General features: G+C 40.2%; 20 protein-coding genes and 3 pseudogenes. 19 read left to right on the top strand and 4 right to left on the bottom strand.

Annotated features, from left to right (window positions below):
* The first annotated feature begins 46 nt into the window (after nucleotides 1-46).
* The 19 genes and pseudogenes from QM460_RS04455 to dtd all read left to right on the top strand — a co-directional run bounded on the left by QM460_RS04455 (nucleotide 47) and on the right by dtd (nucleotide 19,669).
* A complete protein-coding gene (locus QM460_RS04455; RefSeq protein WP_414289353.1) occupies nucleotides 47-1,957 on the top strand; it encodes a DEAD/DEAH box helicase in 1,911 nt (636 codons plus the stop codon).
* Entirely contained in the window at nucleotides 1,950-2,651 is a 702-nt protein-coding gene (locus tag QM460_RS04450) for a hypothetical protein (RefSeq protein ID WP_414289352.1), read from the top strand. The genes QM460_RS04455 and QM460_RS04450 overlap by 8 nt, the downstream gene beginning before the upstream one ends.
* A 63-nt stretch (nucleotides 2,652-2,714) precedes the next feature.
* Nucleotides 2,715-2,822 (top strand): annotated as a pseudogene (locus QM460_RS04445) (addiction module toxin RelE); the annotation flags it as partial.
* Nucleotides 2,815-3,084, top strand: a pseudogene (locus QM460_RS04440) (HigA family addiction module antitoxin); the annotation flags it as partial. The pseudogenes QM460_RS04445 and QM460_RS04440, both read left to right, overlap by 8 nt.
* Before the next feature lie 22 nt (nucleotides 3,085-3,106).
* Nucleotides 3,107-3,511: a YbgA family protein gene (locus tag QM460_RS04435; protein WP_414289367.1), complete on the top strand. Its 405-nt coding sequence runs from the start codon at nucleotides 3,107-3,109 to the stop codon at nucleotides 3,509-3,511.
* Complete coding sequence (locus QM460_RS04430) at nucleotides 3,495-3,860, top strand: TIGR02328 family protein (RefSeq protein WP_414289351.1); 366 nt, start codon at nucleotides 3,495-3,497, stop codon at nucleotides 3,858-3,860. Before QM460_RS04435 ends, QM460_RS04430 begins: the two co-directional genes overlap by 17 nt.
* A 184-nt stretch (nucleotides 3,861-4,044) precedes the next feature.
* Nucleotides 4,045-4,338, top strand: a complete 294-nt coding sequence (locus QM460_RS04425; RefSeq protein WP_414289366.1) for a helix-turn-helix domain-containing protein — start codon at nucleotides 4,045-4,047, stop codon at nucleotides 4,336-4,338.
* Nucleotides 4,339-4,595: 257 nt separating this feature from the next.
* Complete coding sequence (metE, locus tag QM460_RS04420; RefSeq protein WP_414289350.1) at nucleotides 4,596-6,845, top strand: 5-methyltetrahydropteroyltriglutamate--homocysteine S-methyltransferase; 2,250 nt, start codon at nucleotides 4,596-4,598, stop codon at nucleotides 6,843-6,845.
* 61 nt (nucleotides 6,846-6,906) lie between these two features.
* A complete protein-coding gene (metF, locus tag QM460_RS04415) occupies nucleotides 6,907-7,773 on the top strand; it encodes a methylenetetrahydrofolate reductase [NAD(P)H] (protein ID WP_414289349.1) in 867 nt (288 codons plus the stop codon).
* A gap of 494 nt (nucleotides 7,774-8,267) precedes the next feature.
* Nucleotides 8,268-10,490 carry a polyribonucleotide nucleotidyltransferase gene (gene pnp / locus QM460_RS04410; RefSeq protein ID WP_414289348.1) on the top strand — a complete coding sequence of 741 codons (2,223 nt, stop codon included), beginning with the start codon at nucleotides 8,268-8,270 and terminating at the stop codon, nucleotides 10,488-10,490.
* Between the two features lie 15 nt (nucleotides 10,491-10,505).
* The gene (gene cysE, locus QM460_RS04405) at nucleotides 10,506-11,123 is read left to right on the top strand and encodes a serine O-acetyltransferase (protein WP_414289347.1); all 618 of its coding nucleotides are present in this window, start codon (nucleotides 10,506-10,508) and stop codon (nucleotides 11,121-11,123) included.
* Nucleotides 11,124-11,134: 11 nt separating this feature from the next.
* On the top strand, nucleotides 11,135-12,001 hold the full coding sequence (locus tag QM460_RS04400; RefSeq protein ID WP_414289346.1) for a GNAT family N-acetyltransferase: 867 nt from the start codon (nucleotides 11,135-11,137) through the stop codon (nucleotides 11,999-12,001).
* Nucleotides 12,002-12,004: 3 nt separating this feature from the next.
* Nucleotides 12,005-12,766: a nucleoside phosphorylase gene (locus tag QM460_RS04395; protein ID WP_414289345.1), complete on the top strand. Its 762-nt coding sequence runs from the start codon at nucleotides 12,005-12,007 to the stop codon at nucleotides 12,764-12,766.
* Nucleotides 12,767-12,995: 229 nt separating this feature from the next.
* The gene (cysS, locus tag QM460_RS04390; protein ID WP_414289365.1) at nucleotides 12,996-14,339 is read left to right on the top strand and encodes a cysteine--tRNA ligase; all 1,344 of its coding nucleotides are present in this window, start codon (nucleotides 12,996-12,998) and stop codon (nucleotides 14,337-14,339) included.
* Complete coding sequence (locus tag QM460_RS04385; RefSeq protein WP_045763483.1) at nucleotides 14,332-14,718, top strand: Mini-ribonuclease 3; 387 nt, start codon at nucleotides 14,332-14,334, stop codon at nucleotides 14,716-14,718. Before cysS ends, QM460_RS04385 begins: the two co-directional genes overlap by 8 nt.
* 2 nt (nucleotides 14,719-14,720) lie before the next feature.
* Complete coding sequence (locus QM460_RS04380; RefSeq protein ID WP_414289344.1) at nucleotides 14,721-15,590, top strand: helix-turn-helix domain-containing protein; 870 nt, start codon at nucleotides 14,721-14,723, stop codon at nucleotides 15,588-15,590.
* Nucleotides 15,591-15,703: 113 nt separating this feature from the next.
* Nucleotides 15,704-16,834 carry an ABC transporter ATP-binding protein gene (locus QM460_RS04375; RefSeq protein WP_049504000.1) on the top strand — a complete coding sequence of 377 codons (1,131 nt, stop codon included), beginning with the start codon at nucleotides 15,704-15,706 and terminating at the stop codon, nucleotides 16,832-16,834.
* A 144-nt stretch (nucleotides 16,835-16,978) separates the two neighbouring features.
* On the top strand, nucleotides 16,979-19,195 hold the full coding sequence (locus tag QM460_RS04370; protein WP_001123766.1) for a RelA/SpoT family protein: 2,217 nt from the start codon (nucleotides 16,979-16,981) through the stop codon (nucleotides 19,193-19,195).
* A 30-nt stretch (nucleotides 19,196-19,225) separates the two neighbouring features.
* Complete coding sequence (gene dtd, locus QM460_RS04365) at nucleotides 19,226-19,669, top strand: D-aminoacyl-tRNA deacylase (RefSeq protein ID WP_414289343.1); 444 nt, start codon at nucleotides 19,226-19,228, stop codon at nucleotides 19,667-19,669.
* Between the two features lie 37 nt (nucleotides 19,670-19,706).
* On the opposite strand, the pseudogene QM460_RS04360 reads toward dtd, so the two are convergent.
* From QM460_RS04360 to QM460_RS04345, 4 genes and pseudogenes are all read right to left on the bottom strand, one after another.
* Nucleotides 19,707-19,997 (bottom strand): annotated as a pseudogene (locus tag QM460_RS04360) (hypothetical protein); the annotation flags it as partial.
* A gap of 76 nt (nucleotides 19,998-20,073) precedes the next feature.
* Nucleotides 20,074-20,226, bottom strand: a complete 153-nt coding sequence (locus QM460_RS04355; RefSeq protein ID WP_414289342.1) for a hypothetical protein — start codon at nucleotides 20,224-20,226, stop codon at nucleotides 20,074-20,076.
* 18 nt (nucleotides 20,227-20,244) lie between these two features.
* Nucleotides 20,245-20,658, bottom strand: a complete 414-nt coding sequence (locus QM460_RS04350) for a hypothetical protein (protein ID WP_000792893.1) — start codon at nucleotides 20,656-20,658, stop codon at nucleotides 20,245-20,247.
* A 128-nt stretch (nucleotides 20,659-20,786) separates the two neighbouring features.
* Nucleotides 20,787-21,497, bottom strand: coding sequence for a nicotinamide mononucleotide transporter (locus QM460_RS04345; protein ID WP_414289341.1), 711 nt, complete (start codon nucleotides 21,495-21,497; stop codon nucleotides 20,787-20,789).
* Nucleotides 21,498-21,557 lie beyond the last annotated feature (60 nt).

Genomic DNA, 21,557 nt, shown 5'->3' with positions numbered 1-21,557 from the left:
CTGAAAGATTGAGTAAAAAACTCAGTCAGTTATAGAAAATATCATAATGATTTTAGAAAGCAGTGGATATTGTGGAGATATATATTGCGGTTATCCAATTATAAATGAAAATGGTAGAAAAGATTTTTTAAAAGCAATTATTTTGCTAAAATCGGGAATTTACCTCCTGTACGAGAATGATATTGAAGAAAAAGTATTTTCAAATAGTCTTATTTATTATTTGGCGCAAGATTCTAGCTTAGTAGATATTACTTTGAACTTTAAAGAATATGTAAAGTTGCTAAATACCTCTACAGAATTAAGTGTTGAAACATTTGAAGGTAATGATATTTTATCTGATGAAACGTTATTAAAAGTTAATAGGGCTATTCAGCAATCCTTTAATTTAACAAAAACTGATGATCGAGAAATAAGTTCGGAAGCTACTTTAGGTAGTTTAATTAAAAAAAGAAATAATTATATTGGAAAATATGATGAAACACAATTCAATATGGTTCACAGTACAATTGATTCTCATCAGAGAATTAGAGGACTTGCTGGAAGTGGGAAAACTATTCTCATGCTAAAAAAAATGGCTTATTTACATTTTCAAGAGCCAGATTTAAAGATTGCTTTTGTTTTCTATACAACTTCTTTACGAAGTAGTATGATAAAAATGTTTACCGATTTTTATAAAGATTATGACAGGTACAACGAGCCAAATTTTGATAATATTAAAATTTTTCATTCTTGGGGAGGGAAAGGAAGTAGAGGATTTTATTCTGATATTTGTGAACAAACTGATAGTGAGTATTTTAATTATAGTGAAGCTGTCGAAAAGGCTGGTGAAGAGGATTCTTTTGAGTTTGTATGTAAAAATTTACATGAAGAACTAAAGAAACAGGTGGATTATAAGGGAACTTACGATTATATTTTTATTGATGAGGCACAAGATTTTGGGATTAATTTTTTTCATCTAGCATTAGAAACACTTAAAAGAGATGTTCATACAGGGTACTTAATTTATGCTTATGACGAACTACAATCACTGAGAGCACAAGTTTCTATACCTTCGAAAGTTGATATATTTGGAGAAAGTTCTAGATGTAAGGATATTAATCTAGATATTAGTTATAGGGCGCCTAAAGAAATACTTACTACAGCTCATGCGATAGGTTTAGGTGTTTATAGAAAAGTTGATGATTCGTCAGAAACTCCCTTGGTAAATTTTGTAGATGAAACTACACTATTGGATATGGGATATAAAAATATCGGACAAGATTTCAAAGCAGGAAATTATATTACGTTGGAAAGAACTAAAGAGAATAATACTGGAATAGAGATAGATGCCCCCATTCATGTGATTAGTAAGTCATCACAAAATAATATCGTTGCCACAGAAGTGATTCGATTGCTTAGAGAAGAAGATGTAAAACCAAGTGATATTATGTTAATTGATATGGATGGAAATAATTTAACGAAGAATTACAATCAATTTAGCTTAATATTTGACCAAATATTATATAATACTGGATTAAATAAAAATGTTCATATAAAACTTGTAAGTGGTAAAACGCCTTCGATGACAAAATCAGAAACTTCTATTATTTATACTACTGTTTTTAGAGCAAAAGGTAATGAAGCGAATTTAGTGTATTTAATAAATTGTAATAAAATTCAAACTTCAAATAGAAATAGTACATATAGAAATGAAATTTTTACAGCAATGACTCGAGCTAAAGTTAAAGTTTGGCTATATGGAGAAACAGTGGATTTTTTGAAAGATGAGATTGAAGCAACTCGAGATCATGATTATAAGCTTGAATTTATTTATCCTACAGAGCAACAAAAAGAGTCAATTAGAATTATGGGAGATAGTGATGAGAAATTAGAAAATAATATTATTGCTGCTCAGGAATTACCAGTTGAGATTCTGGAACAATTATTAAAACAAAAATTGGGTTCAAAAAATGACTGAATTAGAATTAATTAGGCAACAAATAGAGTGTTTATCTAATCTAAAACCTCTTTCTCCTTTTATTTTAGAATTTCAAAAGTATGAAAATATTAATCGTCAAACTCTAATAAATAATTCTATAATTGGGGAAAAAACAGGTAAATTTACTTACGAAAATTATGATGAAATGTATAGAGAAATAAAAAACAATGGAAACTGGCAGTTGAAATTGTTAGATGATTCATTTATTAGCTTTTATTATTGTTTTGATAATCAGGGGAGTGTTGTAAAATGTAGTTTATCTTATATTCCATCTATTGATGATGATGCATTAGCAGGAAGTCCTTCTAAGTCGGATAGATATGAATCTTTACTATATTGTTTCATGAATTATATAAGAATTGATTTTGACGAAACAGGATATGAGGAAAGAGTACATGAGCTACAACATATGCACAAAGGATTGCATCCAAGGAATAAAAAGAATGGAACAGATGAAAGTTACTCGGGACAATCAGATTTAGAAACGTTTATAAATGAAATTAGATTGCCGGTAAAGAGAATTTTTTTTCCAAATGATTTTGTTCAATTTGTTTTAGAGTATGTATATCATGAAAGTATAGATTGTGTTAGTATAAATCCATGTGTCAGTAAAAGAATTGTTATTAATGAAACAGATCAAAATTTTTCTATTGATAATGTTTATAGTAATTGAAAGCCATAATGTCGTTAAAATATAATTTAGAGAACAATTTGTAGATTAACAGATTAGTTTTTCTACCAGTTGTTTGTAGAATTTCGTGATGAGGATTTAGAAAAGGTGTTTCCAAGTCCCGTTGAAGTCGAAATTCTAAAAATAGAGGAGGTTAGCAATCACTATGAGTAATAAAATTGTTGAATACAAAGACCTGATTGCTTTTCATCCAGGTCAGTATGTTGAAGAGTTGATTGAAGATTATAACGTATCGCAGAAAGAATTTGCGGAGCGTTTGGGAGTTTCTGCAAAGACTGTCAGCAAGCTTATCAATGCTGAGGAGTCCATTAGTAAAGAAACGGCTCATAAGTTAGCCAAGCTCAGCGGAGTTTCCATGCAAACTTGGCTCAATCTTCAAAATGCTTATGATATAAAAATGGCAGAGTTTCTGGAGTAATCATGGTATAATGTCAATTATGAATAATAACAACCAACGTGCCCTTTGTCAACAACTCTGGGCTAGAAACAAATACCTGGTCTTGAGCCATTCTAGCAATATTTACAAGGACATTCGCCAGTATCTCAAGCAAGAAGTGGTAGAGGTAAGTCATGTTCAGGAACTGATTGACTGTGCCTGCCATATTCCAGAACACAGAGGTCAGGTTTGCAATGCTTTTCAGCATATTTGGGGCTATTTCAAGAAGAAAGCAACGGAGACTGAACGCAAGGATTATATGTTTTTACTGGAGCGTTATCACTCTGGTCATGCCACCAAAGAAGACTTAATTGCTAAGACGAGAGCTTTACTTGAACGTTACCCAAATAGCTATCTTCAAAATTCTACCTTGCTGAAAGGAGACTCCCATGAGACTTTGGCATGAGGCTTTGATTTCACAACTTCCCCGTCCTCAGCTCTTGGGACAACATCGAGAGTGCTGCGCTCTGCGTGGCAATGGCTGGGGCAGAAAGCATGCGACGGTGGACTATGTCTTTACCCACTCGCCCTATCGTCTCTATGCCTATCATGACTTGATCATGGAGGAGATGGCTGACCGTGGATACAATGTCAGTCCAGAGTGGCTGGACAAGAACTACCGTGGCAAGACCTGCCCACCTTATCAAGACTTAGCAGAGGAAAAGCTGAACAGTCCTATCTATAGTGAACATGACGACTCCTACTATAAGGAATGTCTGGCTAATCTGCGAGAGAAGGGGATAGAGCTGGAGTGACAGTTAGGATGTTCTCCAATGCTTAACTCTTTTCGTAATTTTTTCGAATCATAAAAATGAGACCTTTAGAATTTTCTAAGGTCTTCTTTTTATAAGTATTTGGATTTACTTTAAATAACTTTTAAGTTATAATTTTAAAAAGCCAAGCTTGAACTGAAGGACTTAAAAGAAAGAGGGTTAAGTGATGAAAAATAGTGCCATTGGGAGTAATTGGAATGATGTTCGGTCTCAACTCTTTACCAAGGAGGAAATCCTTGAAAGTAATATGCGAGTGGCTATCATGAGTGAATTGATTGAGGCTAGACGTGAGCAAGGGATTAGTCAGAAAAAGCTAGAAGAACTTAGTGGAGTGAGCCAGCCTGTTATTGCTAGGATGGAAACAGGAAAGACAAGTCCTCAGTTGGATACGGTCTTAAAAGTTTTAGCCAGTTTAGGAAAGACACTAGCAGTCGTTCCACTTGAACAGGAAAAAAGTTGATTAAACTGACCTATAGTCTTTTCTAATAACAAGCCATAGTCAGACTCCTAATTGCGAATCTAGGACTGTGAACTTTGTTTGCATGAAAGACTATCAATCATTATATTTCAAGGGTTTGGAGACTCTTCTCCAAATCTTTTTTATGCTCCAAATGGCGATATAGTTTCAAACTATACCAAAGCCTAATTTTTTACAATTATACAGACAGTTTCTTTTCTGTTAAGATAGTTTCAACAACAATTTTTGGAGGACAAAACATGTCAACTACTATTATCGGATTCCCACGTTTGGGTGAATTCCGCGAATTAAAATTTACAACTGAAAAATACTTTAGAAAAGAAATCTCAGAAGAAGAACTCCTTGCAGCTGCAAAAGAATTGCGTGCGAAACACTGGAACATTGTCAAAGAAAAGGGCATCACTGAAATTCCATCAAATGACTTTTCTCACTATGACAACTTCCTAGATGCAGCCTTCCTCTTCAACGTGGTGCCTGCTTCAGTTCAAAACTTGGACTTGTCTGACCTTGAGCGCTACTTCGCTTTGGGACGTGGTTACCAAGGAGAAAAAGGGGATGTTCGCGCCCTTCCAATGAAGAAATGGTTTAACACCAACTATCACTACATCGTTCCTAAATTTGAAAAAGATACTCAAGTCAAACTTGCAGGACACAAGATTTTTGATGAGTTCCAAGAAGCCAAAGAACTTGGTTTAAACACTCGTCCTGTCCTTGTAGGTCCATTCACTTTCCTTCAATTGTCAGACTTTGAAGAAGGCGTGAAAGCAGAAGACTTCGTAGACAGCTTAGTAGCTGCTTACCAAGAAGTTTTTGCAAAATTAGCTGAACTTGGTGCGACTCGTATCCAATTGGACGAAGCGGCTCTTGTAAAAGATTTGACAGCTGAAGAAAAAGCTCTTTTCTTGAACCTTTACAACAAACTTTTGGCTAATAAGAAAGGTCTTGAAGTCTTGCTTCAAACTTACTTCGGAGACGTTCGTGACGTTTACGCTGACCTTGTGAAATTGCCAGTAGATGCGATCGGTCTGGACTTCGTTGAAGGTAAGAAAACTCTTGAACTCGTTAAAGGTGGCTTCCCAGCTGACAAGACTCTTTATGCAGGTATTGTCAATGGTAAGAACATCTGGCGCAACAACTACGAAAAGAGCTTGGCTGTTCTTGAGCAAATTCCAGCTGAAAATATCGTATTGACTAGCTCATGCTCACTTCTTCATGTACCATTTACAACTGCTAACGAAGAATTTGAACCAGCTATCTTGAACCACTTTGCATTTGCAGTTGAGAAATTGGATGAGATCCGTGACTTGGATGCTATTCGCAACGGTCAAGGTGAAGAAGCCCTTGCAGCTAACAAAGAACTCTTTGCGACTGAGCGTGTTGGTGAAAATGCTGAACTTCGTGCTCGTATCGCTGGATTGACTGACGCAGACTACACTCGTTTGCCAGCCTTTGCAGAACGTGAAGCTATCCAAGAAGAAGCTTTCAAACTTCCAGCCCTTCCAACAACAACTATCGGTTCATTCCCTCAAACTAAGGAAGTTCGTGCTAAACGTTTGGCCTTCCGTAAGGGTGAATTGTCACAAGAAGAATACGATGCCTTCCTTGCTGAAACCATCGACGAATGGATCAAATGGCAAGAAGAAGTTGGATTTGACGTGCTTGTACACGGTGAATTCGAGCGTAATGACATGGTTGAGTACTTCGGTCAAAACTTGTCAGGTTACCTCTTCTCTAAGAACGGTTGGGTACAATCATACGGTATGCGTGGGGTTAAACCACCAATCATCTGGGGCGATGTTACTCGTCTCAACCCAATCACTGTTAAATGGTCTAGCTACGCACAAAGCCGTACAAACAAACCTGTTAAAGGAATGTTGACTGGACCTGTTACAATTCTTAACTGGTCATTCCCACGTGAAGACATTTCTATCAAGGATTCAACACTTCAAATCGCCCTTGCTATCAAGGATGAAGTACTTGACCTTGAAGCTGCAGGTGTGAAAATCATCCAAATCGACGAGGCTGCTCTTCGTGAAAAATTGCCACTTCGTCGTAGCGACTGGTACGAAGACTACCTTGACTGGGCAATTCCTGCCTTCCGCTTGGTACACTCAACTGTAGCGCCAGATACTCAAATCCACACTCACATGTGTTACTCAGAATTTACAGATATCATCCCAGCTATCGACAACTTGGATGCAGACGTTATCTCATTTGAAGCTAGCCGATCAAACCTTGAAATCTTGGACGAACTCAAAGCGAAAAACTTCCAAACAGAAGTTGGACCTGGGGTTTACGATATCCACTCACCTCGTGTGCCTAATGAAGGCGAAATCGACCACACAATCGAAGCTATCCTTGCCAAAGTACCAAGCAAGAAAGTATGGATTAATCCTGACTGTGGTTTGAAAACACGTGGTATCCCAGAAACGAAAGAAAGCTTGATCCGCCTTGTAGAAGCTGCAAAAGCTGCTCGTGAGAAATTGTAAGATTCGATTTTTCCCTACAATGGTTGCTCAAAAAGAAATCAACTAGAAAAGGTTCGTATATATGTCACGTCAAACACCGTCCCTCTCATTTGAAGTTTTCCCTCCAAACCCAGCAGTAGGCAATGACAAAATTATTGCAGCTCTGCAAAACATGCAAGATTTGGCACCACACTTTATCAGTGTGACTGCCAGCAATAATAAATTTAATATCAAAGAGACGACGGTTCGTTTGGCTGACTATATCCAAAATGATTTGGCTATTCCGACAATTGCTCATTTGCCAGCTATTTATCTGACAAAGGATAAGGTGGCTGAGACCATTGCAGATTTGGATAAGGTTGGAGTACAGAAAATCTTGGCCCTGCGTGGGGATATTATTCCTGATGTGGAGCCACAAAAGGATTTTCGTTACGCCACAGACTTGATTGAGTTCATTAAGGAGCAGGCTCCACACTTTGATATCATTGGAGCTTGTTATCCAGAAGGGCACCCGGATTCGCCAAACCAAATCTCAGATATCCAAAATCTCAAGAAGAAAGTAGATGCAGGCTGTTCAAGTCTCGTCACTCAGCTTTTCTTTGACAATGAGCGTTTCTACGATTTCCAAGACAAGTGTACCTTGGCTGGTATTGATGTTCCTATTCATGCAGGGATTATGCCAATCCTCAACCGAAACCAAGCTCTGCGTCTTTTGAAGACTTGTGAGAATATCCATCTCCCACGTAAGTTTAAAGCCATCTTAGACAAGTATGAGAATGACCCTGAGTCACTCAGAGCAGCAGGACTTGCCTATGCCGTGGACCAAATCGTGGACTTGGTAACGCAAGACGTAGCAGGTGTGCATCTCTACACTATGAACAATGCAGAAACTGCCCAATATATCCATCAAGCAACCCATGCCTTGTTTAATCACCAGTCTTTAGGATAATAAAAAGCAAACCATTCTTCTTTTCATGGAGGAATGGTTCCTTTTTGATAGAAAAGACCGCACTTTTTAAGAAAAATATGATAAAATAGATTCTGTACGTACTTGATACAAAGATGAGGGTATTTAGGTTTTTAGGATCTTCTAATTCTCGATTTTTTGGTAGCAATTTTTCCTAAATGACTCTTACTAATTTTAGGAAAGAGCGACACGAGCGAGTCAAATCGATGATATTTGACGAGAGAGTTAGTAAAGCATTTAGCTAATCGCCTAATAGCGGTTAGCGTGAAAGGTTTAGATGTTTTAGCATCAAACCTTTCTAATGATTTGTATCTTGAGTAATTGAACCCGGCCGAAAAGCTGTGTAAAAAAGATAAACTGTCTTGTCTTCATCGAAGACTTCGTCAGTTTCCTATTTTTACTTTGCTTTTGACGTCCTTAGTATCTTGATCTTTGTAGGCAAGGCGTATAATATTATCAATCCAAAGGGGATTACAATGACAAAACATGTGTTTCAAACGACTTTTGCGGGTCGTGAGTTGATCGTAGAGACTGGTCAGGTTGCTAAGCAAGCAAATGGCTCTGTTGTCGTGCGTTACGGTGAGTCAACTGTCTTGACTGCTGCCGTTATGTCTAAGAAGATGGCAACTGGGGATTTCTTCCCACTTCAAGTCAACTACGAAGAAAAAATGTATGCGGCTGGGAAATTTCCTGGTGGCTTTATGAAACGTGAAGGACGTCCTTCAACAGATGCGACTTTGACAGCGCGTTTGATTGACCGTCCAATCCGTCCAATGTTTGCGGAAGGTTTCCGTAACGAAGTGCAAGTCATCAACACAGTTCTTTCTTACGATGAAAATGCATCTGCACCAATGGCAGCTATGTTTGGTTCATCATTGGCACTTTCTATCTCAGATATTCCATTTGACGGACCAATCGCTGGGGTACAAGTGGGCTATGTTGATGGTCAAATCATCATCAACCCAACGCAAGAACAAGCAGAGCAATCGCTTCTTGAATTGACAGTAGCTGGTACTAAGCACGCTATCAACATGGTAGAGTCTGGTGCCAAAGAATTGTCAGAAGAAATCATGTTGGAAGCTCTTCTTAAAGGACACGAAGCCGTTAAAGAATTGATTGCTTTCCAAGAAGAAATTGTTGCAGCAGTTGGTAAAGAAAAAGCAGAAGTAGAATTGCTTCATGTAGATGCTGAATTGCAAGCTGAAATCATCGCAGCCTACAATAGCGATCTTCAAAAAGCGGTTCAAGTAGAAGAAAAATTGGCGCGTGAAGCTGCAACTCAAGCAGTTAAAGACCAAGTCACAGCAATTTACGAAGAAAAATATGCAGACCACGAAGAATTTGACCGTATCATGCGTGATGTGGCTGAAATCTTGGAACAAATGGAACATGCAGAAGTGCGCCGTTTGATTACAGAAGACAAGGTTCGTCCTGACGGCCGTAAGGTCGATGAAATCCGTCCTTTGGATGCACAAGTGGACTACCTTCCTCGCGTACACGGTTCAGGACTCTTTACTCGTGGACAAACGCAAGCTCTTTCTATCTTGACCTTGGCACCAATGGGTGAAACGCAAATCATCGATGGTTTGGATCCAGAGTACAAGAAACGCTTCATGCACCACTATAACTTCCCACAATACTCTGTTGGTGAAACTGGACGTTACGGTGCTCCAGGTCGTCGTGAAATTGGTCACGGTGCTCTTGGTGAACGTGCTCTTGCTCAAGTTTTGCCAAACTTGGAAGAATTCCCATATGCCATCCGTTTGGTAGCAGAAGTATTGGAATCAAACGGTTCTTCTTCACAAGCCTCTATCTGTGCGGGAACACTTGCCCTTATGGCTGGTGGTGTGCCAATCAAGGCGCCAGTAGCTGGTATTGCTATGGGTCTTATCTCAGATGGAAACAACTATACAGTATTGACAGATATCCAAGGTTTGGAAGACCACTTTGGAGATATGGACTTCAAGGTTGCAGGTACTCGTGATGGGATTACAGCTCTTCAGATGGATATCAAGATCCAAGGAATTACTGCAGAAATCTTGACTGAAGCTCTTGCTCAAGCCAAGAAAGCTCGTTTTGAAATCCTTGATGTCATTGAAGCAACCATTCCAGAAGTTCGTCCAGAATTGGCTCCAACTGCTCCGAAAATTGATACCATCAAGATTGATGTGGACAAGATTAAGATTGTTATCGGTAAGGGTGGGGAAACCATCGATAAGATCATCGCTGAAACAGGCGTTAAGATTGATATCGACGAAGAAGGTAACGTGTCTATCTACTCTAGTGACCAAGCTGCCATTAACCGCGCTAAAGAAATCATTGCTGGTTTGGTTCGTGAGGCCAAAGTGGACGAAGTCTACCATGCCAAAGTGGTTCGTATCGAGAAATTCGGTGCCTTTGTCAACCTCTTTGACAAGACTGACGCTCTCGTTCACATCTCTGAAATGGCTTGGACTCGCACTAACCGTGTCGAAGACTTGGTAGCCATTGGTGATGAAGTGGATGTTAAGATTATCAAGATTGACGAAAAAGGTCGTGTAGATGCTTCGATGAAAGCACTATTGCCACGTCCACCGAAACCTGAACATTCAGAAGAAAAAGGTGAAAAGGGTCATCGTCATGGCGATCGTCCTCGTCACCATCACAAGGACAACAAACCTAAGAAAGAAACTACAGAAACACCAAAAGACTCAGAATAAGAAAAGGAGAATTGTATGGGATGGTGGCGTGAAACCATTGATATCGTAAAAGAAAATGATCCAGCGGCTCGCACCACTTTGGAGGTTCTTTTGACCTATCCTGGTGTGAAAGCCTTGGCTGCTCACCGTCTCTCTCATTTTCTCTGGAAACATGGCTTTAAGCTTTTAGCTCGTATGCACAGCCAGTTTTGGCGTTTTTGGACTCAGATTGAGATTCACCCTGGAGCTCAAATCGATTCAGGTGTCTTCATTGACCATGGGGCAGGACTTGTGATTGGGGAGACAGCCATCGTTGAAAAAGGTGTTCTTCTCTATCATGGAGTAACCCTCGGTGGTACAGGGAAGGATAGTGGCAAACGCCATCCGACCGTGCGTAAGGGAGCTCTTATATCAGCTCATGCCCAGGTTATCGGTCCTGTAGAAATCGGTGAAAATGCCAAGGTCGGTGCTGCAGCAGTTGTTGTAGCAGATGTCCCTAGTGACGTGACGGTTGTCGGTATTCCAGCCAAGATTGTCAGAGTGCATGGGCAAAAGGATGAGCCAACCATTCACGAAGTCGAAGAAAAACGAGAATACTACGTCAATAAACTCGAGCAAGCGAGAGATGCCAGCCACAGGTCGTCTGGGCTGTAGAGGATATCTGTATGATTCAAGCAAGAAATAAGTTAAGCCAAGAGGAGTTATTTGAGGCAAAAAAACTAATTAACTGTTGCCAAGCCTATGATGGAACTTATCGTGATCCTTATCTTTCTAACATGCTTAATTTTGACCTAAGCATGCCTGCATTTTTCCTTTTTTACGAAAAAGGCGAACTTGTTGGTTTGTTAACTGTCTATGCTGATGACCAAGATGTGGAAGTGACGATACTGGTTCATCCCAATCATCGCCGTCAGGGAATTGCGCGTGCTTTGTTTACGAGTTTTGAGAAAGAAACGGCTGCTTTTTCTATTCGTTCAGTTACTTTTCAGACAGAACGTATTTTTCTAGACCGTCATCCTGATTTTGTCAGCAACTGGGGACTTGTAGAGGATGAAGAGACAGAAACCTGGTTAGGACGTGATCGAACTGCTTATGCATTAGATTCCCGTTCAGATGTCGATGTGCTCTTGGCAGAACCTTCTTATCTTGAAGCCATTGCCCAGCTCCACCACCAAACCTTTTCAGATGAAGTGGAAGCACCGGAAGTGAGCCACAGATACATTTCGGAGGCCTTGAAGGATCCTGATAGTCTGCTTTACATATTACTCAAAGAAGGTCAAGTGATTGGCGTTTGTACGGTCGATGTGTCTGGAAAATGCAATTACCTTTATGGACTTGCGATTGCTGAAGTCAATCGTGGAAAAGGCTATGGAAGCTATTTGGCTAAATCCCTCGTCAACCAACTGATTGAGCAAAATGATAAGGAATTTCAGATTGCAGTAGAGGACAGCAACGTAGGTGCCAAACGCTTATATGAAAAGATTGGCTTTGTCAAACAAACCCAAGTGGTTTATCTGAATGCGAAAGGGTAATAAATGCTATTAGAAGAATTTGAAAATGTACCTGCTGTTATAGAGCCAACTGATCGAAGCCTTCTTCGTGGTGGAGAAATCTGTGATACCATTATCTTGTCTTTTAATGGAGAAATCCTTGAACGAGTAAAGCAGATAGATGGTGTCTACGAAGGTGGCTATCTTACCAATCTAAATGGCAAACTGCCATGGTATATCTATGAAAAAGATGGGAGTAAGGTAGCAGTTGCTATGGCTACGATTGGTGCTCCAATGGTTGTTGGACTCTTAGAAGAACTCAAAGCAAGAGGATTTAAGAACTTTATTGTTTTAGGGTCTTGTGGAGTTCTAGACCAGTCTATTCAAGCAGATAAGATTATCCTACCAAGCTCGGCTTTACGTGATGAAGGTACTAGTTATCACTATGCTCCAGCAAGTGATGAAATAGCTTATGAGCGATCTCTACTCTTAACTATGGAAAAAGCCTTGGATAAAGCTGGTATTGAGCATATTCGAACAAAGTCTTGGACCACAGATGCCTTTTATCGTGAGACAGCTGCTAAGGTCAAACGAAGACTAGCGGCAGGAGCTAGAGTTGTAGATATGGAAGCTTCAGCTATCATGGCCTGGGCCCAATATCGACAAGCCAATGTCTATCAATTTTTCTACACAGCTGACTATGTCGACCATTACAATCATGAATGGGATGCTAGACGCGAGGATAGAAAAGCGGATGCTATGACTTTCTTTGAGATTGCCCTAGTCATTGCTCAAGAGTTAGTTTAGACTAGTCTTTACGATAAATTCGAAACAAGAAAGGAAGGGAGCCTAACGGAAAACATAGCAATAAAACTTCCGTAGTGACTCCCTTCATCTTTTTACTGTATTCTTCTTTTATGTTTAGAAAGGAGCAAGGAAATCCGATTTGTGACTAGCAATCGGACTAAAATTTAGTTGAACAGTTTAGTTATGAAAATATCTGTTTATGAATTTTAGCTTTCCTGACTATTATTTTATGATTAAAATCTATGACACCATGTCTCGTGATTTGCGAGAATTTATCCCAATCGAGGACGGCAAGGTTAAGATGTATGTCTGTGGGCCAACAGTTTATAACTATATCCACGTGGGGAATGCCCGCTCAACAGTAGCCTTCGATACCATTCGTCGCTACTTTGAGTACCGTGGTTATGAGGTTGCCTACATTTCAAACTTTACCGATGTGGATGATAAGATTATCAACCGTGCCAAGGAAGAAGGCATCACACCTCAGGAAGTAGCGGACAAGTATATCGCTGCCTTTCGTGAAGATGTGACAGCTTTGGGTGTTAAACCTGCGACTCGTCATCCACGTGTTGTAGAGTTTATGGCTGATATCATCCGCTTTGTAGAAGACTTGATTGAAAAGGGCTATGCTTATGAGAGTCAAGGAGATGTCTATTTTCGTGTAGAAAAATCTCATAACTATGCTAAGTTGGCCAATAAAACCTTGGAAGACTTGGAGCTAGGAGCTTCAGGTCGTACAGATGAAGAAACTGCTCGTAAGGAAAATCCTGTGGACTTTGCCCTCTGGAAAGCTGCTAAACCAGGTGAGATTTCTTGGGATAGTCCATGGGGACCAGGTCGTCCAGGCTGGCACATCGAGTGTTCAGTCATGTCGACTGAGATTTTAGGAGACACCATCGATATTCATGGTGGTGGTGCTGACCTTGAGTTTCCACACCACACCAACGAAATTGCCCAGTCAGAAGCTAAAACAGGCAAGACCTTCGCCAACTACTGGATGCACAATGGCTTTGTCAATATCGACAATGTCAAGATGTCTAAGTCTTTGGGAAACTTCATTACGGTACACGATGCTCTCAAAACTATCGACGGTCAAGTATTACGTTTCTTCTTTGCGACTCAGCACTACCGTAAGCCTATCAATTTTACGGAAAAAGCAGTGCGTGATGCGGAGACTAATCTCAAGTATTTGAAGAACACCTATGAACAACCTTTTACTGGAACTGTAGATGCTCAAGAGTTACAGGTATTTAAAGATAAGTTTGTAGCGGCCATGGATGAGGATTTCAATACAGCTAACGGAATCACAGTTGTCTTTGAAATGGCAAAATGGATCAATTCAGGTAACTATGATGCAACCGTTAAGGAAGCTCTTGCAGCCATGTTAGAAGTTTTTGGAGTGGTCTTTGTTGAGGAAGTTTTGGATGAAGAGATTGAAGCCTTGATTCAAAAACGCCAAGAAGCGCGTGCCAATCGTGACTTTGTGACAGCTGACCAAATCCGTGACCAACTAGCTGCACAAGGGATTAAGCTACTTGACACCAAGGATGGAGTGAGGTGGACACGTGATTGATGTCAATCTCATTAACGGGATTGCTCTAGCTTTTGAAGGAGATGCAGTATATTCTATGTATATTCGTCGCCATCTCATTCTCAAAGGTATGACCAAGCCCAATAAACTCCATCAAGAGGCAACCAAGTATGTATCAGCTAAGGCTCAGGCACATTTGATTTCCCTCATGCTGGAAGAAGAAGTCCTAACGGAAAAAGAAGAAGAAATCTATAAACGTGGTCGCAATACCAACAGTCATACCAAAGCTAAGAATGCGGATGTGGTGACCTATCGTATGTCTACTGGTTTTGAAGCGGTCATGGGCTATCTTCATATGACTGAAAATGTGGAGCGCCTAGAAACCTTGATTTCTTGGTGCATCCAAAAAGTGGAGGGCTAGAAATGATTGCAAAAGAACTACTGGATTGGTTTCCTGGTGGTAAAATCTTAGATCAGCCAGTTGATAAAGAGGGTTATCTAAGTCTACCTCTGTCAAATTATCAGTGGCTTTTGCTTGAGGAAGCTAGTCTTAGCGAGCGTGAAAAACAACTGGTAGCTCTCTTAACTAAACAGGAGCAAACCATTTCCCTCAATCCTTGGTATAGTTATCTCATTGAAGGCAAAGGACAGGCACCGCAAAACTTTAAAAAATTGCAGCTTGTCTATTGTCACCTATCTTATTTTCAACAGGAGAATTTAACGTCTTGGTTAGAGATGATGGGAACCCTCTTTCCAAATTGTCAAACAGTGCTTCAGGTGGGAGCGCAGGATTACATTTTTGTTCTCCAACAGGATAAGTACACATCCGTTCGCTCTATCTTGATGGATACCTTGGAAGCTGTAGAATATGACTTTGGAGTACGTTTATCCATCATGTTAGGTCAGGTCTGGTCACAGACAGGATATCAGGCTCTGTCAGATCTCATCAAAGCAGAACGGGAATTGTTCAAAAACTGGTGGCGACAAGGGCATCAAGGGTTTCATACTTTTTCTCAACTTTATCTGTGGAGTATGGGTGAAAGAATCGTGGATCTCCGAGTTGTCAAGGAATATCTGCATCAGATGATTGTGGACCAGGATCAGATTCAGGAAATCATCCTTTCACTGTGGGAAAACAGCGCAGTCCTTACGAAGACAGCTCAGCAACTGTATTTACATCGCAATTCTCTCCAATACAAGATTGATAAGTGGGAAGAACTGACAGGACTGCAGTTGAAAGAATTGACAGATTTGACCTTGTGTTATCAGTTGATTTTACCAGATATAATCTAAAGTTTTGTGCAAGTTGCACAGAACTTTTTTATTTTTTTGGTCACCTTGCCATAGAAATGTAAAGCGTTTTCATCTATAATAAAACTATCAAATGACAAAAGGAGTTCACCGAAATGGTAGAATTAAATCTTAAAAATATTTACAAAAAATATCCAAATAGCGAACACTATTCAGTTGAAGATTTCAACTTGAACATCAAAGACAAAGAATTTATCGTTTTCGTAGGACCTTCAGGATGTGGTAAATCAACTACTCTTCGTATGATTGCAGGTCTTGAAGACATCACAGAAGGTACAGCATCTATCGATGGCGTGGTTGTCAATGACGTGGCTCCAAAAGACCGTGACATTGCCATGGTATTCCAAAACTACGCTCTTTACCCACACATGACTGTATACGATAACATGGCCTTCGGTTTGAAATTGCGTAAATACAGCAAAGAAGACATTGACAAACGTGTACAAGAAGCAGCAGAAATTCTTGGTTTGAAAGAATTCTTGGATCGTAAACCAGCTGACCTTTCAGGTGGTCAACGTCAACGTGTTGCCATGGGTCGTGCGATCGTCCGTGATGCAAAAGTATTCTTGATGGACGAACCTTTGTCAAACTTGGATGCAAAACTTCGTGTATCAATGCGTGCTGAAATCGCTAAAATCCACCGTCGTATCGGAGCTACAACTATCTACGTAACTCACGACCAAACAGAAGCGATGACACTTGCAGACCGTATCGTTATCATGTCAGCAACTAAAAACCCTGCTGGTACAGGTACTATCGGACGTGTTGAACAAATCGGTACTCCTCAAGAAGTTTACAAAAACCCAGTTAACAAATTCGTAGCAGGATTTATCGGAAGCCCAGCTATGAACTTCATCAATGTTAAATTGAACGGTGACCGCATTGTTGCTGACGGATTTACTTTGAAAGTTCCAGAAGGTGCTTTGAAAGTTCTTCGTGAAAAAGGCTACGAAGGAAAAGAATTGATCTTCGGTATCCGTCCAGAAGACGTAAATGCAGAACCTGCTTTCCTTGAAACATTCCCAGAATCAGTTGTGAAAGCAACAATCTCTGTATCAGAATTGCTCGGTTCAGAATCTCACCTATACTGCCAAGTTGGTAAAGATGAGTTCGTTGCAAAAGTTGACGCTCGTGACTACTTGCAAGCAGGTGCAACAGTTGAACTTGGATTTGACTTGAACAAAGCACACTTCTTCGACGTAGAAACTGAAAGAACAGTTTACTAAGATAGATTTTAATCAATGAGCACTACTAGAGTTTTTCTAGTAGTGTTTTTTTATCAAGTTTAGCAAACTCTTACAGAATGGGCTTTACTAGTTTTCATATCCTCAAAAAAGTGTTAAAATGGTAGGAAGAATTGGAGAGTATGCATGCCGAAAGAAGTAATTTATTCAGGCGATGAAGTCGTCGCTTTAACGCAAAAATATTTATCGAAAGAAGATGTGGCTTTTGTACACAAGGCCTTGGTTTACGCTGTAGAATGTCATAGTGGCCAGTATCGTAAATCAGGCGAGCCTTATATTATCCACCCTATTCAGGTAGCAGGTATCTTGGCTAAACTCAAGCTAGATGCTGTCACTGTTGCCTGTGGTTTTTTGCATGACGTGGTAGAAGACACAGATGCTACTTTAGATGACTTAGAACGCGAATTTGGTCACGATGTTCGAGTGATTGTAGATGGTGTTACCAAGCTTGGTAAGGTTGAGTATAAGTCTATCGAGGAGCAGCTGGCTGAAAACCATCGCAAGATGCTCATGGCTATGTCAGAAGATATCCGTGTTATCTTGGTCAAACTATCTGACCGTCTGCACAATATGCGAACTCTTAAGCACCTTCGTAAGGACAAGCAGGAGCGTATTTCCAGAGAAACCATGGAAATCTATGCACCGCTTGCTCATCGTTTGGGGATTTCAAGTGTGAAGTGGGAACTGGAAGATCTCTCTTTCCGCTATCTCAATCCAACTGAGTTTTACAAGATTAGTCACATGATGAAGGAAAAACGTCAAGAGCGTGAAGCCTTGGTCGATGAAGTTGTGACGAAACTAGAGGAATACTCATCTGAGCGCCACCTTACAGGGAAAATCTATGGCCGTCCAAAGCATATCTACTCTATCTATCGCAAGATGCAGGACAAGAAAAAACGCTTTGAAGAGATCTATGACCTGATTGCTATTCGTTGTATCCTAGACACTCAGAGTGATGTTTATGCCATGTTGGGTTACGTTCATGAGCTATGGAAACCAATGCCGGGACGTTTTAAAGACTACATTGCCAATCGTAAGGCCAATGGTTACCAGTCTATCCATACGACTGTTTATGGACCAAAAGGGCCGATTGAGTTCCAGATTCGTACTAAGGAGATGCACGAGGTTGCTGAGTACGGGGTTGCGGCTCACTGGGCTTATAAAAAAGGAATCAAGGGTCAGGTTAATAGCAAGGAATCTGCTATTGGAATGAACTGGATCAAGGAGATGATGGAACTCCAAGATCAAGCAGATGATGCCAAAGAATTTGTGGATACTGTCAAGGAAAACTATCTGGCTGAGGAGATTTATGTCTTTACTCCAGATGGGGCGGTTCGTTCACTTCCAAAGGATTCTGGACCGATTGACTTTGCTTATGAAATTCATACAAAGATTGGGGAAAAAGCGACTGGTGCCAAGGTTAATGGTCGTATGGTTCCCTTGACGACCAAGTTAAAAACGGGTGACCAGGTTGAAATCATCACTAATCCAAATTCATTTGGACCAAGCCGTGACTGGCTTAATATGGTCAAGACCAGCAAGGCTCGTAACAAAATTCGTCAGTTCTTTAAAAACCAAGATAAAGAATTGTCCATCAATAAAGGTCGTGAATTGCTGATTAGTCAGCTCCAAGAAAATGGCTATGTGGCCAATAAATTTATGGACAAACGCCACATGGATGAAGTCCTTCAAAAAACCAGCTACAAGACAGAAGAAGCGCTATTTGCGGCGATTGGTTTTGGAGAAATCGGAGCTATTACTGTCTTTAACCGTTTGACAGAGAAAGAACGTCGTGAAGAAGAGCGGGCCAAAGCTAAGGCAGAAGCAGAAGAACTGGTTAAGGGTGGCGAAGTCAAGGTTGAAAACAAGGACACGCTTAAGGTTAAGCATGAGGGTGGAGTAGTCATCCAAGGTGCTTCTGGTCTCTTGATCCGGATTGCCAAATGTTGTAACCCTGTTCCAGGTGATGATATCGTCGGCTATATTACCAAAGGACGCGGAGTTGCCATCCACCGTGTAGACTGTATGAACCTTCGTTCACAGGAAAATTACGAACAACGTCTACTCGATGTTGAATGGGAAGACCAATTCTCAAGTAAGGAGTATATGGCTCACATCGATATCTACGGGCTCAACCGTTCTGGTCTTTTGAATGATATCTTGCAAGTCCTATCAAATACGACTAAGAATATCTCAACAGTTAATGCCCAACCAACCAAGGATATGAAATTTGCCAATATCCATGTTTCCTTTGGAATTTCAAACCTTTCAATGCTGACCACCGTGGTTGATAAGATTAAGAGTGTACCAGAAGTCTACTCAGTCAAACGGACCAATGGTTAAGTTGGCTTGATATCATCAGAAAGGATTGCTATGAAAATTATCGTTCAGCGTGTCAAGAAAGCTCAAGTTTCTATTGAGGGGCAAGTAAATGGGAAAATCCAGCAGGGGCTCTTACTCTTAGTAGGTGTTGGACCTGAGGATCAAAAAGAAGATTTGGAGTATGCAGTCAGAAAGCTTGTCAATATGCGAATTTTCTCAGATGCTGAAGGCAAGATGAACTTATCGGTTAAGGATATCCAAGGCCAAATCCTCTCTATCTCTCAGTTTACTTTGTTTGCCGATACCAAAAAAGGCAATCGCCCAGCCTTTACAGGTGCTGCTAAACCGGATATGGCGGAAGCTTTCTATCAAGAATTTAACCAAGAACTAGCTAAGGAAGTTCCTGTTGAGACAGGAGTCTTTGGAGCAGATATGCAGGTGGAACTGGTCAATGATGGCCCAGTAACCATCATCCTTGACACAAAAAATAGATAAGAAAAACCAAGCTCGCGGGCTTGGTTTTTCTTATCTATCACAAAATATTCCAAAATGAAATGGGTTCTTGATAGGCTTGGGGGAAGTCTCTTTTCAGGCTTTGGCAGGTGCGATAGGAAGGGATGAGATATCCTAGGATGAGGAGATTTCCCTGAAGGAAAAGTGGGATACCACTTAAAAACAGCAAGGAGAGAATTATCAGGTTATCCCATAGGAGGATTTGTAAGGCAAAACGCCAGAATCTCGGTCTAATCTGGGAATAGAGTTGACTAAAGTGGTCACAAAGTTGGTTGGAAAGATAGGTAAACAGCACAGGGTGAAAGAAAATAATACTCTTCGAAAATCAAATTCAAACCACGTCAGCGTCGCCTTACCGTACTCAAGTACAGCTTGCGGCTAGCTTCCTAGTTTGCTCTTTGATTTTCATTGAGTATAAGCCAACCACTGTAAATCAAAATCCAATCCCAAGTGAGCCTCTCTTTAAATGTCAAAAATGCCAGCATGATTCCATCGATGATGAGGAGTTGAATGGTTTTGATGTAGATGATTTTTTTCATGATAAAACCTCTTTTTCCTTAGAGACACTCCCATAAAGAGATATGTTTGTCATAAAAGTCTGGATAGTTTTCTCTTAGGTGGCTAGCCGTTATATAATAAAAAGTAGAATGACAGGAAGTAAAGACTGGAGTAAGAGAGTAAAAATGTTGAGGGCCAGTGATGGCTAAAAAGACAAATAATAGTAGGTCAGCGGAGAGAATCTCTAAGTAGTAAAGGCGAATTTTTTTGTTCATCTGAGGATAAATCTCAGAGAAATGTTTTTTGAGTCGATTGACCAAGCGAAATAGCAGTAGTCCTTGAGCAAGGATGAAAATGAAGCAAAAAATCAGGCCTCTCTCCAAAGAAAGTTCGTATCGGGGTCTGAAAGTTACCAACAGTAGCAAATCGCTGACTACGATGGCTGTAAAATGGATTCTAAAGAGATTTTTCATAAGATGACCTCCCTCTTTTATCTAGCTTCATTCTACTCCAAAAGAATGGGAGTTACAAGTAAAATGATAAAAAATTTTAGTAAGGAGATTCTATTAAGTCGGCTTGCTTTCTTTATTTGAGTTTCCTTCTATTTTTCCACTTCTTCATCATTCCAGACAAATAAAGCTCCGATTGCATTGAGGATATAAAAGATGTATTTTCCGATATTGGCAAAGTTTCCTTGAATGCCAGCCTTTGTCAGCTGAACGAAATTGTAAATCAACCAAAATCCCCACTGAGTTGTCAGTTTCAATGCATTCAAAGCATTGGCAATGAGAGACAGTGCGAAGGCAATAGTTGTTACGTAGGCAAGGAGATTCATCTTTCCTCCATAGCCGATATAGTTGGTCGCAAAGGCAAAGAGGAAGGCGATGATGGAAATGATGATGGCCGCCAATTTTATCTGTTTTTGGCTCATTTGGTTGGGTCTGCCTTCTTGCGAAGCTTCCCATTTCTTAATAGCAAAGGTATAAATGAGGAAGGTGACAGGATAGGTGATAATGGCCGCCTTATTTCCAAGGATATAGTCAATGGTGCCGGACAAAATCGTATTGACAATGCCAAAGTAATTTCCCCATTTGCTTAATTTTCCCGTGAAACGAGTGGACAACATGGAAATCCCAACGTTGGTTACGGAAATCAATCCAAAGGGCACAAGGGCAGTCCATGGGCCCCAGTCTACGAATTTATCGAGACGGGAGTTGAGGTAACCAGATGCGATCGCAATTCCAACGACCAGAGCAACCCCAAAGAGGTCAAACCATTTGGATGTCGCAAAAATTTTTAGTGATTTTTTCATAGGTTAAAATATCTTTCTTTTTTTACAAACATTCTACAACAAAACGAGAGTAACATCAAA

The organism is Streptococcus infantis (assembly GCF_047464415.1).
GTDB lineage: Bacteria > Bacillota > Bacilli > Lactobacillales > Streptococcaceae > Streptococcus > Streptococcus infantis_AE.
Note: the sequence above shows the minus strand (reverse complement) of the source record. Positions and strands in the feature narration are given on the sequence as shown.

Excerpts from the sequence above, each read along its gene's own strand:
- QM460_RS04400 (WP_414289346.1), top strand. The coding sequence starts at position 11,135 with ATGATTCAAGCAAGAAATAAGTTAAGCCAAGAGGAGTTATTTGAGGCA.
- QM460_RS04435 (WP_414289367.1), top strand. The coding sequence starts at position 3,107 with ATGAATAATAACAACCAACGTGCCCTTTGTCAACAACTCTGGGCTAGA.
- QM460_RS04380 (WP_414289344.1), top strand. The coding sequence starts at position 14,721 with ATGATTGCAAAAGAACTACTGGATTGGTTTCCTGGTGGTAAAATCTTA.
- dtd (WP_414289343.1), top strand. The coding sequence starts at position 19,226 with ATGAAAATTATCGTTCAGCGTGTCAAGAAAGCTCAAGTTTCTATTGAG.
- QM460_RS04355 (WP_414289342.1), bottom strand. The coding sequence starts at position 20,226 with ATGAAAAAAATCATCTACATCAAAACCATTCAACTCCTCATCATCGAT.
- cysS (WP_414289365.1), top strand. The coding sequence starts at position 12,996 with ATGATTAAAATCTATGACACCATGTCTCGTGATTTGCGAGAATTTATC.
- QM460_RS04455 (WP_414289353.1), top strand. The coding sequence starts at position 47 with ATGATTTTAGAAAGCAGTGGATATTGTGGAGATATATATTGCGGTTAT.
- pnp (WP_414289348.1), top strand. The coding sequence starts at position 8,268 with ATGACAAAACATGTGTTTCAAACGACTTTTGCGGGTCGTGAGTTGATC.
- QM460_RS04345 (WP_414289341.1), bottom strand. The coding sequence starts at position 21,497 with ATGAAAAAATCACTAAAAATTTTTGCGACATCCAAATGGTTTGACCTC.
- QM460_RS04395 (WP_414289345.1), top strand. The coding sequence starts at position 12,005 with ATGCTATTAGAAGAATTTGAAAATGTACCTGCTGTTATAGAGCCAACT.
- QM460_RS04375 (WP_049504000.1), top strand. The coding sequence starts at position 15,704 with ATGGTAGAATTAAATCTTAAAAATATTTACAAAAAATATCCAAATAGC.
- QM460_RS04350 (WP_000792893.1), bottom strand. The coding sequence starts at position 20,658 with ATGAAAAATCTCTTTAGAATCCATTTTACAGCCATCGTAGTCAGCGAT.
- metE (WP_414289350.1), top strand. The coding sequence starts at position 4,596 with ATGTCAACTACTATTATCGGATTCCCACGTTTGGGTGAATTCCGCGAA.
- QM460_RS04370 (WP_001123766.1), top strand. The coding sequence starts at position 16,979 with ATGCCGAAAGAAGTAATTTATTCAGGCGATGAAGTCGTCGCTTTAACG.
- QM460_RS04430 (WP_414289351.1), top strand. The coding sequence starts at position 3,495 with ATGAGACTTTGGCATGAGGCTTTGATTTCACAACTTCCCCGTCCTCAG.
- QM460_RS04450 (WP_414289352.1), top strand. The coding sequence starts at position 1,950 with ATGACTGAATTAGAATTAATTAGGCAACAAATAGAGTGTTTATCTAAT.
- QM460_RS04425 (WP_414289366.1), top strand. The coding sequence starts at position 4,045 with ATGAAAAATAGTGCCATTGGGAGTAATTGGAATGATGTTCGGTCTCAA.
- metF (WP_414289349.1), top strand. The coding sequence starts at position 6,907 with ATGTCACGTCAAACACCGTCCCTCTCATTTGAAGTTTTCCCTCCAAAC.
- cysE (WP_414289347.1), top strand. The coding sequence starts at position 10,506 with ATGGGATGGTGGCGTGAAACCATTGATATCGTAAAAGAAAATGATCCA.